Source organism: Myxococcus vastator (assembly GCF_010894475.1).
Classification (GTDB): domain Bacteria; phylum Myxococcota; class Myxococcia; order Myxococcales; family Myxococcaceae; genus Myxococcus; species Myxococcus vastator.
On record NZ_JAAIYB010000028.1, the window covers coordinates 1 to 15,106 of the forward strand.

Sequence of the window (15,106 nt, forward strand, 5' to 3'; positions counted from 1 at the left end):
CCGATGCGCCGCCCGTCTTTCCGGCGTTCACGCGCTCCCAGAAGGTCTTCACCTTGCTGGGCGCGGTGCTGGGGCTGCTGCTCGCCGCGCTGGACCAGACGATTGTCGCCACCGCGGGGCCGGCCATCCAGGCGGACCTGCGAATCCCCGCCTCGCTCTACCCGTGGCTCACCACGTCGTACTTCGTCGCGTCGACGATGATGGTGCCCGTGTGGGGCAAGCTGTCGGACCTGCTGGGCCGGCGCGCGGTGTTGGCCGCGGGCATCCTCATCTTCCTCGCGGGCAGCTTCCTGTGCGGGGTGGCGCGCTCCACGGTGGCGCTCATCCTCTTCCGCGCCGTGCAGGGGCTGGGCAGCGCGGCACTGTTCACCGCCGCGCTGGCGGTGGTGGCCGACCTCTTCGAGCCCCGTGAGCGCGGCAAGTACCAGGGCCTCTTCGGCGCCATGTTCGGCCTGTCCAGCGTGGTGGGGCCGCTGGCCGGTGGGTTCATCACCGACCACCTGGGCTGGCACTGGGTGTTCTTCATCAACCTGCCCGTGGGCGCGGTGGCGCTGGCGCTGGTGCTGGCGCGCATGCCACCGCTGAAGCCTCACCGTGAGCGCCGGGGTGGGCTGGACGTGACAGGGGCGCTGGCGCTCGCGGTGGCGCTGGTGCCGCTGCTGCTGGCGCTCAGCCTGGGGCAGCAAGACGACGGCGATTGGGCCTGGACGTCGTGGCGCATCCTGGGCCTGTTCGCGCTGTCGGCGGCGGGGCTGGTGGCCTTCCTCTGGGCGGAGCGGCGCGCGCCCGAGCCCCTGCTCGACTTGAAGCTGTTCCGCCTGCGGGCCTTCAGCGCGGGCAACGCGGCGGTGTTCATCGTCGGCGGGGCGTTCCTGTCGGGCGTCGTCTTCCTGCCGCTGTTCATGGTGAACGTCGTGGGGCTGTCGGCGACGCGCGCGGGGCTCACCATCATGCCGCTGACGCTGGGCGTGGTGGCGGGGAACGTGCTGAGCGGGCAGCTCGTGTCCCGGGTGGGCCGCTACAAGGCGCTGCTGCTGGGCTCGCTGGTGCTGCTGATGGCGGGCTTCGCCGTCATGGCCTTCACGCTGACGCCGGACTCCACCCAGGCGGAGGTGACGGCGAAGATGGTGCTGGTGGGTCTGGGCCTGGGGCCGTCGATTCCGCTCTACACGATGGCCATCCAGAACGCGGTGCCGCCGGACCAGATTGGCGTGGGCACGGCGGCGGCCACGTTCTTCCGGCAGTTGGGCATGACGCTGGGCGTGGCGCTGCTGGGGACGGTGTTCGCGTCCACGCTGTCCTCGGAGCTGGAGGCGCGCATGGCGCAGGCGACCTCGGCGCTCCCGGACGCCGTGAAGGCCGAGGTGACGCGCGCCGCGCCGGACGTCACTGGCGAAGGCGGCCCCACCGGGCAGGTGTTCCGCGCGGACGAGGTGAAGGCGCGGGTGCGCGCGGAGTTCGATGCCCAGCGGCGGGCCGCCGTCGCCCCCGAGGCCCGGGCGAAAGTGAACGCGGAGGAGCGACAGGCGCTGGCGGCGGTGGACGCGGCGGACCGGGCGCTGAAGGTGGCGTTCACGCTCGGCGTCTCCGCCGTGTACCGCGTCACCCTGTTCATCGCCCTGGCGGCGCTGCTGGTGACGCTGTTCCTGCCGGAGCAGCACCTGCGCCGGAGGCACCGGCGCATCGAGCCACGTGCCCGCGTCCCGGAGCAGTAGAGTCACGGCATGGCCCACGACGCGCAACAGCCACCCGCGCTCACGGACGCGGAGGCCGCCGAGCACATCCACGCGCGGTTTCCCTCGCTCGCGACGGCGCGGGTCGTCCGCCTGGGGGAAGGCATGGACCACCAGGCCTTCGAGGTGGAGGGACGCTATGTCTTCCGCTTTCCCAAGAGCGACGAAGCCGCCGAGCACCTGACGTGGGAGGCGCGCCTGACGGCGTGGCTCGGGCCCCGCCTTCCCCTGCCGGTCCCCGTCTACCGTTTCCTCGCGCCCCCCGCCGTCGGCCTCGCGGGGGGCTTCGCGGGCTACGAGAAGCTTCCCGGGACGCCCGCGCTCCTCGTCGAGCCTGGGCGGCTCGACCTGTCGGGCCTCGGCCGCGGGCTCGGCGCCTTCCTGGGGACGCTCCATGCGCTCGACCCCGCCGAAGCCGATGCGCTCGGGGTTCCGGGAGACGACGACCCGGAGCTCGAGGCCTGGTCAGCCGCCGCCGTGGACGACCTGCGCCTCGCCGCCGAACACGGCCATGTGGACCCGAGCCGAGCGGCGGACTGGGAGCAGCGGCTCAGGGTGCGTCCCACGGAGGGACGCGGCGCGCCCCGGCTGGTCCACGGCGACTTCGCCGCGGAGCATGTCCTGGTCGATGCCCGCGGTGCTCCCACGGGAGTCATTGACTGGAGTGATGCGTGCGTCGGAGACCCCGCGAGGGATCTGGCCGGCCTGCTCCACTGGGGCGGGGCGCCCATGCTGGCCTCCGCGCTGGAGACGTATGGCGCGGTCAGCCCCGCTGTCCTCACGCGGGCACGGTGGTTCGCCGCCTGCCGCGCGGTGGCCGACATCGCCTTCGGTCAGACGCTGGGGCGGCCGGAGTACCTCGCCGCCGGACAGCGGGCGCTCACCGGACTTGGGGAGCACCCGACGTTCGGCGCATAGCGCGTGGCTCAGGAGCCGCTACAACGAACCTGGATGGGGTAGCTCTCCAGCACCACGCACTCGCCGCTGCTGCACTTGAACAGGTCACAGATTTCCGGGGACCGGACGCAGCGGACTTCAGGGCCGGAGCCCAGGTTGAACGAGGCGCAGGTGAGCCCCTCGGGACATTGCTTCTGCTCCCCGGTACACGCCGGACCGAGCACCTGTCCCTCCTTCAGCGACAGCCTGGACTCGGTCGACGTGGGCACCTCGCCCTCGGAGCCGCGACAGCCCGCCAGGACGAACGCGGCGATGACCCACTTCAGCCCCGGAACACGCTTGCCTTGCTTCGTCATGAATGACCTCCGACCTGCATTGAGCGGGCACAGCCAAAGCAAGACATACACCACGAGAAGAGGCAGCAGACACTCCCCATGGCGTCGACCGTCGCCAGCGCGACGCAAGCCCGCCGACGCCTCGGAAGGCACCTTCGGGCCAACACACCGAAAGCCACGCCCCGTCGCGCAACGGAAGCCCGCACGGCACCCACAGCGCCCCTCGGCAATCCGAGGGGCGCATCGGCAGTCCCCTCAGTGCCCCGCGCTCTTCGACTGCTGCACAGGCACAGGCACAGGCCCACGCGGCGCCGGCGCTTCAGGGCGCGTGAGCGTGCCGGGCATCTCCGCCAGCGCGTATGTCATCCACGCCACGGCGGCGGTGCTGCGCGCCAGGTCCTGCGGATCCACCTTGTCCAGCGTGTCCGCCTCCGTGTGGTGCACGTCGAAGTAGCGGCTGCTGTCCACCTCCACGCCGAAGAAGGGCACGCGCGCGGGCACCAGCGGGCTGATGTCCGCCCCACCCGCCTCACGCGCGGAGAACTGCGTCACGCCCAGCGCCGTCAGCGGCGGCAGCCACGGGCGCAGCAGCTCCTGTCCACCCTCGCCCGAGCGCACGCTGATGCTCACGGGCCGCCCGCCGCCCGCGTCCATCTCCAGCGCGCCCACGTGCCGGGGCAGCTCCGCGGCGTGCGCCTCCGCGTAGGCCCGCCCACCGCGCAGGCCGTTCTCCTCGTTCATGAAGAGCACCACCCGCACCGTGCGCCGGGGCGCCTGCGGCAGCTTCGCGATGAGGCGCGCGGCCTCCATCACCATCACCACGCCCGCGCCGTCGTCATGCGCGCCCGTGCCCACGTCCCACGAGTCCAGGTGCGCGCCGATGAGCACGATTTCCCGCGGCTTCTCCCGGCCGCGAATCTCCGCCACGACGTTGGAGGACTCCGCGTCCGGCAGCTCGGAGCTGCTCAGCATCAGCTTCACGCGCACCGCGCCGCCCGCCAGCAGCCGGTGGAGCAGGTCCGCGTCCTCCGTGGACACCGACGCCGCCGGGATTCGCGGACCGTCGCTGGGGAAGTTCGTCGCGCCCGTGTGCGGCGTGCGCAGCGACGCGGTGGCCAGCGAGCGCACCAGCGCGCCCACCGCTCCATGCTTCGCGGCGGCGGCGGGGCCGCGTGAGCGCAGCCCCGCGAAGCGCCCGTAGTCCGCGGCCACCGACATGGTGTGGTTGAAGAAGACGAACTTCCCCTTCACCGCCGCGCCCAGCGCTTCCAGCTGCTCCAGCGACGTCACCTCCACCACCTCGGCGGTGAGGCCCTCGGGCGCGGTGGGCGGACTGCCACCCAGGGCCAGCAGCGCCAGGGGATGCCCCCGCGTGCGCTCGGAGGCCAGCACCTCGCCAGACGCCTCGCCTCGCACCCAGTGCGGCACCTTCACCGGCTCCAGCCACGCCTTCACGCCGTCTGCCTTGAAGGACCGCAGCGCCCACTGCACGGCGGCCTCGGCGCCCGGCGAACCCGACAGACGCGGGCCAATGCCATCCGTCAGCTCGGCGAGCCGCGCATAGGCATGGCCATCCGTGAGCGCGGGGCCGATGAGCTTCTCCGCGGTCGCCTGCGCATACACGGGCGCGGCGCGCTTCGCGGTGACGGCGGGCCTCGCCGGGGCGGCCTTGGGCGCCGACTTCGCGGCGGGTGCGGCTCCCGAAAGCAGCTGGAGCGCGAGGGAAGCGGGCAGGATGAAGGTGGCGACGGGCAAGGGTCCTCCAGGGGAGGCGCCCACTCTCCGCCGAGGCCCTGGGGCTCGCAAGCGACGATGAGCGTCACCACCGCCCGGAAGCAGCCAGCGCCCGTGCGTCATCCAGGCAGGGAACCGAGGAGTGGAGCGGGAATCCCAGGGGCCACCGCGCGCCGAGAGGGGGAACGCGGCGCGCGGGGCTCAACTGGGACTTCCACGGCGGTGTCGCTTTTGGGGGAGGCAATCACCGCCGCCGCGTCTCACTCCGAAGAGGAAACGTGGACGGCATGTTGAAGGGCGGGCGGGCGCCCGTCAAGCACGCTCCCCCTTCGAGCCCATAATCGGACATTCACACCCCGTGAAGACAGACGATTCCACCCTCACTGTCCAAATCGGGCGATTCCCCGGGGGTTCCACCGGAAGGCGGGCATCCCGTGCGGGGCGTGTTACAGGCCCGGCAGAGGCAAGCGCATGCAATCCACCCTGACGCGGCGGCCCCAGGCGACGGCATTCAGCATCGAGGACCTGCTGGACCGGGTCCGACGCGGTGAGGTGCGGCTGCCCCACTTCCAGCGGCCCCTGCGCTGGGAGGCTGGCGATGTGCGGGATTTGCTCGACAGCGTGTACCGCGGCTATCCCATCGGCACGCTGCTCTTCTGGAAGCGCGAGGCCCCCGCCGCCAGCGTGAGCTTCGGGCCGGTGCGCATCGACGCGCCGTCCCACAGCCAGGCGCTGTGGGTGGTGGACGGACAGCAGCGCATCACCGCGCTGGCCGCGGTGCTCCTCCACCCGGAGCAGGCGCTCGCCGCGCGGGACGGCTTCACGCTCTTCTTCGACCTGGACACGCAGGAAATCGTCCAGCCCGCGCCCGGCGAGCCGACGCCGCCGCACTGGCTGCCGCTCAACCGGGTGCTCGACAGCGAGCAGCTGCTGGGCTGGCTGGACCGCTACCCGGGGCGCGAGAAGAACCCGGAGCACGTGCGCGCGGCCATCCGCCTGGGCAAGGCGGCGCGCGAGTACCAGATGCCCGCGTACGTCGTCGAAGCCGCGGAGGAGAAGACGCTGCGCATCATCTTCAAGCGGCTCAACACCTCCGGAAAGCCGCTCACCGACGACGAGGTCTTCAACGCGCTCTACGGCGGCGCCGCGGGCTCGCGGCTGCCGAATCTCAAGGCGCTGGCCACCAGCCTGCTGGAGCTGGGCTTCGGCCGCATCGACGAATCCCTGCTGCTCAAGGCCGTGCTCGCGGTGCGCGGCCTGGACTTCACCCAGGACTTCCAGAAGCAGCTGCGCGAGGAGGACGACCTCACGCAGACGCTGCTCCAGACGGAAGCGGCCCTGCGCAGCGTCATCATCTTCCTCAAGCGCGACGCGGGAATCCCGCACGGGCGCCTGCTGACGAACCCGCTCTACTTCGTGCTGCTCGCGCGCTTCTTCCACCTGCACCCGGAGCCGTCGCCGCGCACCCGGGATTTGCTCGCGCGCGGGTTCTGGCGCGGCAGCCTGGTGGACAGCTTCCTCGACAGCCGGGCCCTGTCGCCGCAGGAGCTGCTGGCCGCCATCGGCCCCGACGAGGAGCAGTCCGTCCAGTCCCTGCTGGCGCAGGTGCGGCCCCTGTCCGACGAATGGCTGGCCCAGCACGCGCAGCCCGCGACGTTTGGCCTCGCGCTGCGCTCGCGTGGCATGGCCCTCAATGCCTTGTACGCGCTCCAGCCGCGGCACCTGCGCACCGGCGCCCTGCTGGAGCCGTCCCAGCTCTTCAGCGACACCGACCCCGTCAGCCTCAGCCCCGTGCTCAAGTCCCTCACCGTGCAGGAGCCGGACGCCGAGCTGAAGCTGGACCCCGCGCTGTACCGCTCCTTCCTCTTCACCCCCGCCAACTACCTGCTGCACCCACCCCTGCCCGGCCAGCCCCTGCTGGACGTGCTGCGCGGGGAGCCCGCGCCGCCGCCCGAGGTCCTCCAGAGCCAGGCGGTGACGCCCGCCATGCGCGACACGCTGCGCGAGGGCGGCACGCTCGAGTTCCTCATGCAGCGCATGGAGCTCATCGATAGACACATCATCGAGTTCCTGCGGGCCCGCACCCGCCACGAGGAGTCGGACCGTCCGTCCCTCCAATCACTGGTCGTCGAGGAGGAGGACTGACTTGGAGCCCACCCGCACCACGGCCGGAATCCTCGACGTCCACCTGGGCGACGTCCACGTCGGCACGCTGACGCTGCTGGAGGACGAGCGCATCGAGTTCGTCATCGCGGAGGAGTACCGCCAGCGCTACCCACGCCCGGTGCTGGGGCAGATTTTCGAGGACGACCTCACGCGCCGGCACGTCAGCCGCCTGCGCCTGCCTTCGTTCTTCTCCAACCTGCTCCCGGAGGGCACGCTGCGCGAGCTCATCGCGGAACGCGAGCAGGTGGCCCGCCAGCGCGAGTTCTTCCTCATCGCGCGGCTGGGCGAGGACCTGCCCGGCGCCATCGTCGTGCGGCCCGCCAGCGTGCTGTCACTCAGCGGCCTGGAGCCACTGGAAGAACCCCAGCCGCCCCACGCGCCGCAGGAGCAGGAGCCGCTGCGCTTCTCGCTGGCGGGCGTGCAGCTCAAGTTCTCCATGCTGCGCCGGGACAAGGCGATGACGCTCCCGGCGGGCGGGCGCGGCGGCAACTGGATTGTGAAGCTGCCGGACAACCGCTACGACCGCGTCCCGGAGAACGAGTTCTCCATGATGACGTGGGCCCGCGCCGCCGGCCTCACCGTGCCCGAGGTGACGCTGCTGAGCGTGGCCGACATCCAGGGCCTGCCCGAAGGCATCACCCTGCGCGAGGACGTGGCCTACGCCGTGCGCCGCTTCGACCGTCCCGAGCCCGGCCGCCGCGTCCACATGGAGGACCTGACGCAGGTGCTGGGGCTGTACGCGGACGAGAAGTACAAGAAGTACAACTACGAGACGGTCGCCAACGTCATCTACAAGGTCGCTGGCCTGGACGCGCTGCATGAGTTCCTGCGGCGGCTGGTGTTCATCGCCGTCATTGGCAACGGTGACGCGCACCACAAGAACTGGTCCCTGCTCTACCCGGACGGCACGCGCGCCACGCTGTCGCCCGCGTACGATTTGGTGTCCACGCTCCAGTACATGCCGGCGGACACGCTCGCGCTCAACTTCGCGAAGTCCAAGCGTTTCGAGGACATCTCCCTGGGCAGCTTTGAACGGCTGGCCCGGAAGCTGGCGCTGCCCGTCACCGACGTGCTGCCCGTGGTGAAGTCCGCGGTGGAGGCGTCGCTCGACACCTGGTCCTCACTCCACGCGCAGCTCCCGCTGCCGGAAGAGAGCCGCCGCCGCATCGAAGCCCACTGGAAGCGCGTGCCTTTGCTCCAGGGGCAATGAGCCGGAGTCCTCGCGACGTCAGCCCCGGGTGGGGCCCGCCCCACCATGGGCACTCGGCCGCCGAGCAGGCAGCCCGTCAGAGACTTGACTCCGAGTATGAGCGGGGCCGTCCATGAAATCAGGACATGCAATTTTTCCACAAATAGTGTCTATGTCCTGGAAAGCGCAAAGGCATCTACGAACACTTCGCATGCCATGAGCCGGCCTTCCCCCCAAGCCGGCGCTGGCTGCGCCCTGGCAACCCAAGGGAAGCATCTTGACCGAGCAGTGGGCCCACCGCTTCTTCGAGCAGTCCTCGGAGCCCTCCGTCATCCTGGGCCGTGATGGCGTGTTGCTCGAAGCCAATCCTGCCTTTGGCCACCTGGTGGGCCTGTCTTTGACGTCGCTGCGCGGCATGGCCTTGCAGGATTTCATACTCGCCGAAGACGCCGCCGTCCTGTTCGCGAAGCTGGGTTCTGGGAGCCCCACCTCACGCACCTGTCGCTGGCGTCAGCCGGATGGGTCCTGGCTGCCTCTGTCCTGGCGCATCACCGCCGCGTCGGAGTCGGAGCCGCTCTACTGCACGGTGCGACAGGCCGTGGAGCCGTCCCCCGCGCCCTGGCCTGAGAGTGACTACCTGCCCTTCGGCCTCTACCTGGTCGACATCCGCACGCGCCGGGTCCACTACGTCAACCACCGCTTCTGCCAGCTGTGGGGCATCACCGCGCTGGAGGGCGCCATCCACCGGGGCGAGCTGACCCATGACGAGGTGATTGAACACTGCCTCAAGGCCGGCGACGCGGCGGAGTTCCTGCGCCTGTGCGCGGCCCCGGACCAGGGCTGCGTGCCGGGCCTGTTGGAGGACGAAGCCAGGCTTTCGGATGGCCGCACCCTGCGCCGGCTGTCCACGTCCTCCTCGGTGGCGGGGGACGCCATGCGCTACCGGCTGTTCGCGTTCGAGGATGTCACCGAGCGCAAGCGCACGCAGGAGGCGCTGCACCGCTCGGAGGAGAGCTTCCGCCGGCTCATCGACCGGGCCCCCGAAGGCATCTTCGTGCACACCCAGCGGCGCTTCATCTACGCCAACCCCACGCTGCTGCGGGCCCTGGGCTACGACGACCCGGCCGAGCTGATGGCCAAGCCCATCTGGAGCATTGTCCATCCGGATGACCTGGAGCTCGTGAAGGACCGCGTGCACACCGCGGCCGTGAAGGGCGCGCTGGCCCCGCTGCGGGAGGTGCGCTACCTGCGGCGCGACGGCACCTGGTACGACGCGGAGAGCGTGGGCATCCCCATCGAGTTCGACGGGCACGAGGCCGTCGTGGTGATGTCGCGCGACATCACCGAGCGCAAGCAGGCCCAGTCGCAGCTCCTGCAGAACGACCGCATGGTGCTGGCCGGCACGCTGGCGGCGGGCGTGGGGCACGAAATCAACAACCCGCTGACCTACGTCATGGCCAACCTGGCCTCGGCCCTGGAGTCCGTGAGCCGCCTGGGCGCGGAGCTGACGCGGGCCGGGGAGCGCGGCCCCGGCAGCGTGGCGTGGCCCGCGACGCTGCAGGACACGGAGGCCCTGCTGAAGGAGGCGCAGGAAGGCGCCATGCGCGTGCGCAACATCGTCCGGGACTTGAAGTTCATCTCCCGTCAGGACGAGGAGCGGCGCGAAGCGGTGGACGTGCGGCAGCCGCTGGACTTCTCCATCAACATGGCCACCAGCCAGCTGCGCCACCGGGCGCGGCTCATCAAGAAGTACGAGTCCGTCCCGCCCGTGCACGCGGACGGCTCGCGACTGGGCCAGGTGTTCCTCAACCTGCTGGTGAACGCGGCGCAGGCCATCCCCGAAGGCAACGCCGAGGAGCACCACATCACCGTGTGGGTCCGCTCCGGGCCGCCGGGCAGCGTGCTGGTGGACATCAGCGACTCCGGCTGCGGCATGACGCCCGCGGTGCTCTCCCGCGTCTTCGACCCCTTCTTCACCACCAAGCCCGTGGGCAAGGGCACGGGGCTGGGGCTGTCCATCTGCCACAGCCTCATCCGCAAGCTGGGCGGAGACATCATCGTCCGCAGCGAGCCGGGCCGGGGCACCACCTTCACCGTCACCCTGCCCACGGCGCCGGACGCCGTCCCCACCCGGGCCGCGCCGGCGACGCCCGCGCCCCACGCCGAGCGGCGGGGACAGGTGCTGGTGATTGACGACGAGCCCGCGGTGGGCCGCTCCCTGGCGCGCATCATCGGCATGCGGCACCGGGTGACGGTGGTGAACAACGGCGAGGACGCGCTGGCGGTGCTGACGTCGGGCGCGCCCTTCGACGCCGTCTTCTGTGACTTGATGATGCCGGGCATCTCCGGCATGGACGTCTACGAGCGCGTCCGTGAGCGCGGGGACGGCATCGCCGCGCGCTTCATCTTCATCACCGGCGGCTCCTACACCACGCGGGCCCGCCAGTTCCTGGAGCGCGTGCCGAACCTCCAGATTGAGAAGCCCTTCGACGTGGAGTCGATTCATCAGAGCCTGGGACAGCTCCTGGGTGCCTCTGGTGGCAGCGAATGACGCCGGGCATCCTCCCGGCCCAACCGTGAAAGGAGTCCTCGGGTGATTGACGGCAACTTCGTCATCGATGCGGTGACACACGCCTACAACCTCCATCCCACGAACTACCGCGCCGGCAAGTATGCCGAGTCGCTCTCGGGGCTCATCTGGGGGCTGCACAGCGGGCTGTCCGGGGAGGCGTACCGCGTCCCCACGGCGGAGGGCTTCCTGAAGAACTGGTCCGTGCAGGAGCTGGCGCACCTGCTCTTCGTGGAGAGCGGCGTCGACCTGGCGGTGCACCACGTGCTGCCGCTCCAGACGCTGTACCACGACGGCCTGTGCTCCTATGAGAAGACGCTGGAGATTCACCGCAACTATCCCCACCGCTTCCTGGTGTACGCGGGCGTGGACCCGCTGCGCGGCACGGCGGCGCTGGACGACCTGGAGCAGCAGTGCGAGACGCTCAAGCCCAGCGGCCTGAAGCTCTACCCGGCGGCGTGGCTGGGGGAGAAGTTCCGCCACACGGGCTGGCGCATGGATGACCCGAGCATCGCCTTCCCGCTCTTCGAGCGGGCGCAGAAGCTGGGCATCAAGAACATCGCCGTGCACAAGGGCCTGCCCATGGGCGCGGTGCCGCTGGAGCCCTACAAGGTGGATGACATTGGCGGGGCGGCGGATGCCTTCCCTGACTTGAACTTCGAAATCGTCCACGGCGGCATGGCCTTCCTGGACGAGACGGGCATGCAGCTGTCGCTGTTCCCCAACGTGTACGTCAATCTGGAAGTCACGGGCGCGCTCATCGTGAAGCGCGAGCGCTGGTTCGCCGAGTCCCTGGCGGCGCTGCTGAAGTGGGCGGGCCCGGAGAAAATCATGTGGGGCTCCGGGACGGTGTTCAGCCACCCGCACCCGGCGCTGCACAAGTTCTGGCATGACTTCCAGCTCCCGGACGAGCTGGTGCAGGTGGCGGGCATGCAGGTGACGCCGGACGTGAAGCGGATGATTCTGGGCGGCAACTACGCGCGCTACGCGGGCGTGGACGTGGAGGCGGTGAAGAAGAACATCGCCAACGACGCGTTCGCGAAGCTGAAGGCGGCGCGCGGCGACCTCCCGCCGTACAGCTACCAGGAGAGCCTGTATGAATGAGCAGGCCCTGCGCGAGCGCATCCAGGACATCCCGGACCCGTGCAGCTGCGCCACGGGCGTGCCGCTGGGCATCGGGGAGATGGGGCTGATTGAGTCGGTGAAGCGCACGGAGGGCCAGGTGACGGTGCGCCTGCACATCACCTCGCCCATGTGCATGATGGCCGCCTACTTCATGCGGGAAATCGAGCAGCGGCTGCTGACGGTGGAGGGCGTCACCGCGGTGAACGTGGAGTTCGACCACGACCTGAAGTGGACGCCTCAGGACATCGCGCCGGAGGCCCGTGAGCGGCTCGCGGCCAAGCGCATCACCATGCTGGGTGGACGCCTGCTGCCGCGTGACGAGGCGCAACGCCGCTCCTGAGCCGTACCGAGGCGCTGGCGGGTGCGTGCCCGCCAGCGCTCAACGTTGGACCGCGAGGATTCGCCCTCCGGGAACGTCCACTGCGTAGGTCGCGCCCATGTCGAGCACGATTTCTCGCTCATGTTCGGCGCAATTGCTGGGGCTGAAGGCGAAGCGAACAAAAACGATACCCTCGGGCCCCGGAGCGGTGGCGACGTTGAAGGCCTCGCGCCGGTAGAGGCACTGCTCCAGCGGCGTAGCGCCTCGGTGCGGTTTCGTCCCCAAGGGTCGAAAATCCTCCATGGCCAGCGCGATGGCCGCGGCCGTGGGACCCGACAATTCAAGAAGCCCCTCTGTTGGCAAGTCGCGAGGAAACGTCACGCGTGCCGCTTCCTCCGGTGACGCATGAACAGGACGCGCCGCCGGGCGAAAGAGGGCACATCCAGGCAGCAGCACCCAGAGCAGGAACGTGCGCTTCATGCGGCCACCTCGCCAACGTCAATCGCTGCCGACGTCCGTGATACGCCCATACCGCTTGTCCTCGTTCTTGATGACGCCAATCAACACCCACTGCTTCCCCCGCCTCACGTACGCCTCTCCGGGACGAGACTCGTTGACGTAGGGAACCAGCTTCATGACGGTGCAGTCCGTATCGAACTGGATACGAATCATGAAGCGCTGGAGGTCCGCCTGCCTGTCCTCGGGTGACATCTCCGAGGGTGCCCATGGATGGCTGTGGTAGTCCGCGATGGGCGCCGTTCGCCCGCGCCCGTCCACCACATAGCGAGGTGGAATGCACCGCTTGCGATTGCTGGGCCCGACCATGACGGTCGTCCCCAAAGGGGAGCCGTAGGTCGCGTAATAGGTTCCGTCTCCCAGGGAATAGAGCGCCCCGCAGTACTCCTGGCCGTACTCACCATCGCGAGCCCGTGGCAGCTGCATGATGGCGGGGCACAGTTGGTCGATGACTTCGTCCAGGTCCCTGGATGGCTGGATTTCGGGCCAAGGCCCGCGAGCCCATACCGAATTGCCGCGGAACCCGAACCACACGTCGTGCCCTGTCCGGGTGTACCAGTCGCCACTGCTGCAGGCAGCCACCACCACCAGCAACATTCCAAGTCGGTGAATCATCCGTTCCACCTGACGTACCGGACGCCAATCAGGCTGAAATGTGGCCACGTGCGCACGGCGCTGGATAGCGACGATACCCTATCCAGGCGCCGTGTCAGGCACTCAAGCGCGGGGCTGCTGGAACGGCGCCATCTGGGCCGCCAGGGCGCGCTGGAACGCAGGGCGGGCCTCACAGCGTTCCTTGTACGCCTTCAGCGTGGGAAAGCCGTCGAGCACGTCCGTGTGCCGAAGGATGCGGAGCACCGTCACCATCATCAGGTCCCCCGCGGTGAAACGGTCCTCCAGGTACTCGCGCTCGCCCAGCTGCGCCGCGAGCTCGCCCAGGCGCTCCTTCAGCGCTTCCACGACGCCCGGCCTGCGCAGCTTCGCCCACTCCTCCTGGGCGAAGAACAGGTCCACCTCCGCCAGCGGCTGAATCATGATTTCAATGGAGTTGAGCGCCGCGAAGAGCCACGTCACCGCGCGAGCCCTGCCCGCCGCGTCCGCCGGCAGCAGCGCCTCGCTCTTCTGGGCGATGTGGAGCACGATGGCGCCCGACTCGAAGAGGACCAGGCCTTCCTCCTCCAGCACCGGCACCTGGCCGAAGGGCTGGAGCTTGCGGTAGTCGGGCGAGGCCTGGACCTTGTTGTCGATGAGCCGCACCTGGTACGGCAGCCCCGCCTCTTCGAGCGCCCACCGCACCCGGAGGTCCCGCACCAGGCCCTGTGCGAACGGCGGAACCCACTTGAACGCGCTGACGGTCATCATCGTGATGTCTCCTGGTCGGTGAGCGGCATGGACGCGCCGAAGCGCGTCCTCTGGCGCGGCGTTCTCAAGCACGCGACCTGGGCGCCGTCAACGCGACAACGGTCCGCGCCCGTCCCCCACCCGGCGCACCAGCTCCGGAAACACCTTGGACACCTTGCCCAGCAGGTAGTCGCCGTAGGTCCCCTGGAAGGCGTGGACGCTGGCGCCGTCCCAGCGGCGGGCGCAATCCTCGTCCACGTCAGCGCCGCGGGGCAGGGGGTGGACCTCGGCGGCGAAGTCCGGGTCGAAGAAGAGCGGGAAGGACAGCCTGTCCTTGCCGCTCACGTTCTTCACCCGGTGCGGCGTGGAGCGGTACCCGCCGCCTGTCATCCGGTCGAGCATGTCGCCGATGTTGCACACCAGCGTCCCGGGCAGCGGCGGCGCCTCCACCCAGCCTCGCGGCGTCTTCACCTGCAACCCGCCGTGGTCGTCCTGGGCCAGCAGCGTGAGCAGGCCGTAGTCGGTGTGCTCGCCCACGCCCCAGCGCTCTTCCTGGTGCGGGGCCTCCGCGGGGTAATGGAAGATGCGGAAGAGCACCGTCGGGTCCGCCGTGTAGTGCTGGCGGAAGTAGCCCGCGTCCAGGCCCAGGCTCAGCGCCACGCCCTCCATCAGCGCATGCGCGGCGCGCGTGCAGGCGTCCATGTAGTCGAGCACCGCCGAGCGAAGCCCTGGCACCTCCGTGGGCCACAGGTTGGCGCCGTGCAGCGGCCAGCCGGCCTGCACGCGCGGGTGCTCGCTTCCGAGCTCCGTGCCCAGGTAGAGCCCTTCCTTCCGGTCCGGGCGCCCCGAGGTCAGCTCGCCCCCCAGCGGGAACCAGCCGCGCCACGCCACGCCGCCCCGTGCCATGGCGATGGCCTCCTTCGCCGCCCGGGGCAGCGCGAAGAAGCGGTGGCTCTCCCGCTCCAGCCGCGCGAGCACCTCGCCGGACACGCCGTGGCCCGTCACGTAGAAGAAGCCGCTGTCGCGACAGGCCTGCTCGATTTCCCGCGCGACGCGCGCCCGCTCGGTGACGCGGGAGGCGTCAAACAGTGACGCCATGTCGATGACGGGCAAGCCGCCGGGTGCGGAATCCGTTCCAGCCATTCCTGGAAGCCTACACAGGTCTGGACCCTGGGAGGGTGC

Annotated in this window: 13 protein-coding genes; 7 read left to right on the forward strand and 6 right to left on the reverse strand. The window is 70.0% G+C overall.

Annotated features, from left to right (window positions below; genetic code table 11):
* Positions 1 to 1,715 (forward strand): MDR family MFS transporter (locus G4D87_RS04735; protein WP_240358011.1); only part of this gene is annotated, 1,715 nt, incomplete at its 5' end.
* 9 nt (positions 1,716 to 1,724) lie between these two features.
* On the forward strand, positions 1,725 to 2,651 hold the full coding sequence (locus G4D87_RS04740; protein WP_163779384.1) for a phosphotransferase family protein: 927 nt from the start codon (positions 1,725 to 1,727) through the stop codon (positions 2,649 to 2,651).
* An 8-nt stretch (positions 2,652 to 2,659) separates the two neighbouring features.
* Here the strand turns inward: G4D87_RS04740 and G4D87_RS04745 are convergent, their stop codons facing one another.
* Together G4D87_RS04745 and G4D87_RS04750 are read right to left on the reverse strand one after the other, a co-directional pair.
* Positions 2,660 to 2,986, reverse strand: coding sequence for a hypothetical protein (locus G4D87_RS04745; protein WP_163779386.1), 327 nt, complete (start codon positions 2,984 to 2,986; stop codon positions 2,660 to 2,662).
* Between the two features lie 234 nt (positions 2,987 to 3,220).
* Positions 3,221 to 4,720, reverse strand: coding sequence for a M20/M25/M40 family metallo-hydrolase (locus G4D87_RS04750; RefSeq protein WP_163779387.1), 1,500 nt, complete (start codon positions 4,718 to 4,720; stop codon positions 3,221 to 3,223).
* 450 nt (positions 4,721 to 5,170) lie between these two features.
* On the opposite strand from G4D87_RS04750, the gene G4D87_RS04755 reads away from it, so the two are divergent.
* The 5 genes from G4D87_RS04755 (at position 5,171) to G4D87_RS04775 (ending at position 12,088) form a co-directional block, all read left to right on the forward strand.
* Positions 5,171 to 6,844, forward strand: coding sequence for a DUF262 domain-containing protein (locus tag G4D87_RS04755; protein WP_163779389.1), 1,674 nt, complete (start codon positions 5,171 to 5,173; stop codon positions 6,842 to 6,844).
* A 1-nt stretch (position 6,845) separates the two neighbouring features.
* Positions 6,846 to 8,075 (forward strand): type II toxin-antitoxin system HipA family toxin, encoded by a 1,230-nt coding sequence (locus tag G4D87_RS04760; protein ID WP_163779391.1) that lies wholly within the window; start codon positions 6,846 to 6,848, stop codon positions 8,073 to 8,075.
* Positions 8,076 to 8,328: 253 nt separating this feature from the next.
* Complete coding sequence (locus G4D87_RS04765; RefSeq protein ID WP_338044895.1) at positions 8,329 to 10,605, forward strand: hybrid sensor histidine kinase/response regulator; 2,277 nt, start codon at positions 8,329 to 8,331, stop codon at positions 10,603 to 10,605.
* 42 nt (positions 10,606 to 10,647) lie between these two features.
* Positions 10,648 to 11,727, forward strand: coding sequence for an amidohydrolase family protein (locus tag G4D87_RS04770; protein ID WP_163779392.1), 1,080 nt, complete (start codon positions 10,648 to 10,650; stop codon positions 11,725 to 11,727).
* The gene (locus G4D87_RS04775; protein ID WP_163779394.1) at positions 11,720 to 12,088 is read left to right on the forward strand and encodes a metal-sulfur cluster assembly factor; all 369 of its coding nucleotides are present in this window, start codon (positions 11,720 to 11,722) and stop codon (positions 12,086 to 12,088) included. The genes G4D87_RS04770 and G4D87_RS04775 overlap by 8 nt, the downstream gene beginning before the upstream one ends.
* A gap of 39 nt (positions 12,089 to 12,127) precedes the next feature.
* On the opposite strand, the gene G4D87_RS04780 is transcribed toward G4D87_RS04775, so the two are convergent.
* The 4 genes from G4D87_RS04780 to G4D87_RS04795 all read right to left on the reverse strand — a co-directional run bounded on the left by G4D87_RS04780 (position 12,128) and on the right by G4D87_RS04795 (position 15,067).
* Positions 12,128 to 12,547 carry a hypothetical protein gene (locus tag G4D87_RS04780; protein WP_163779397.1) on the reverse strand — a complete coding sequence of 140 codons (420 nt, stop codon included), beginning with the start codon at positions 12,545 to 12,547 and terminating at the stop codon, positions 12,128 to 12,130.
* Between the two features lie 18 nt (positions 12,548 to 12,565).
* The gene (locus G4D87_RS04785; RefSeq protein WP_163779399.1) at positions 12,566 to 13,198 is read right to left on the reverse strand and encodes a hypothetical protein; all 633 of its coding nucleotides are present in this window, start codon (positions 13,196 to 13,198) and stop codon (positions 12,566 to 12,568) included.
* 102 nt (positions 13,199 to 13,300) lie between these two features.
* A complete protein-coding gene (locus tag G4D87_RS04790; RefSeq protein ID WP_163779400.1) occupies positions 13,301 to 13,945 on the reverse strand; it encodes a glutathione S-transferase family protein in 645 nt (214 codons plus the stop codon).
* An 87-nt stretch (positions 13,946 to 14,032) separates the two neighbouring features.
* Entirely contained in the window at positions 14,033 to 15,067 is a 1,035-nt protein-coding gene (locus G4D87_RS04795; protein WP_163779403.1) for an isopenicillin N synthase family dioxygenase, read from the reverse strand.
* Positions 15,068 to 15,106 lie beyond the last annotated feature (39 nt).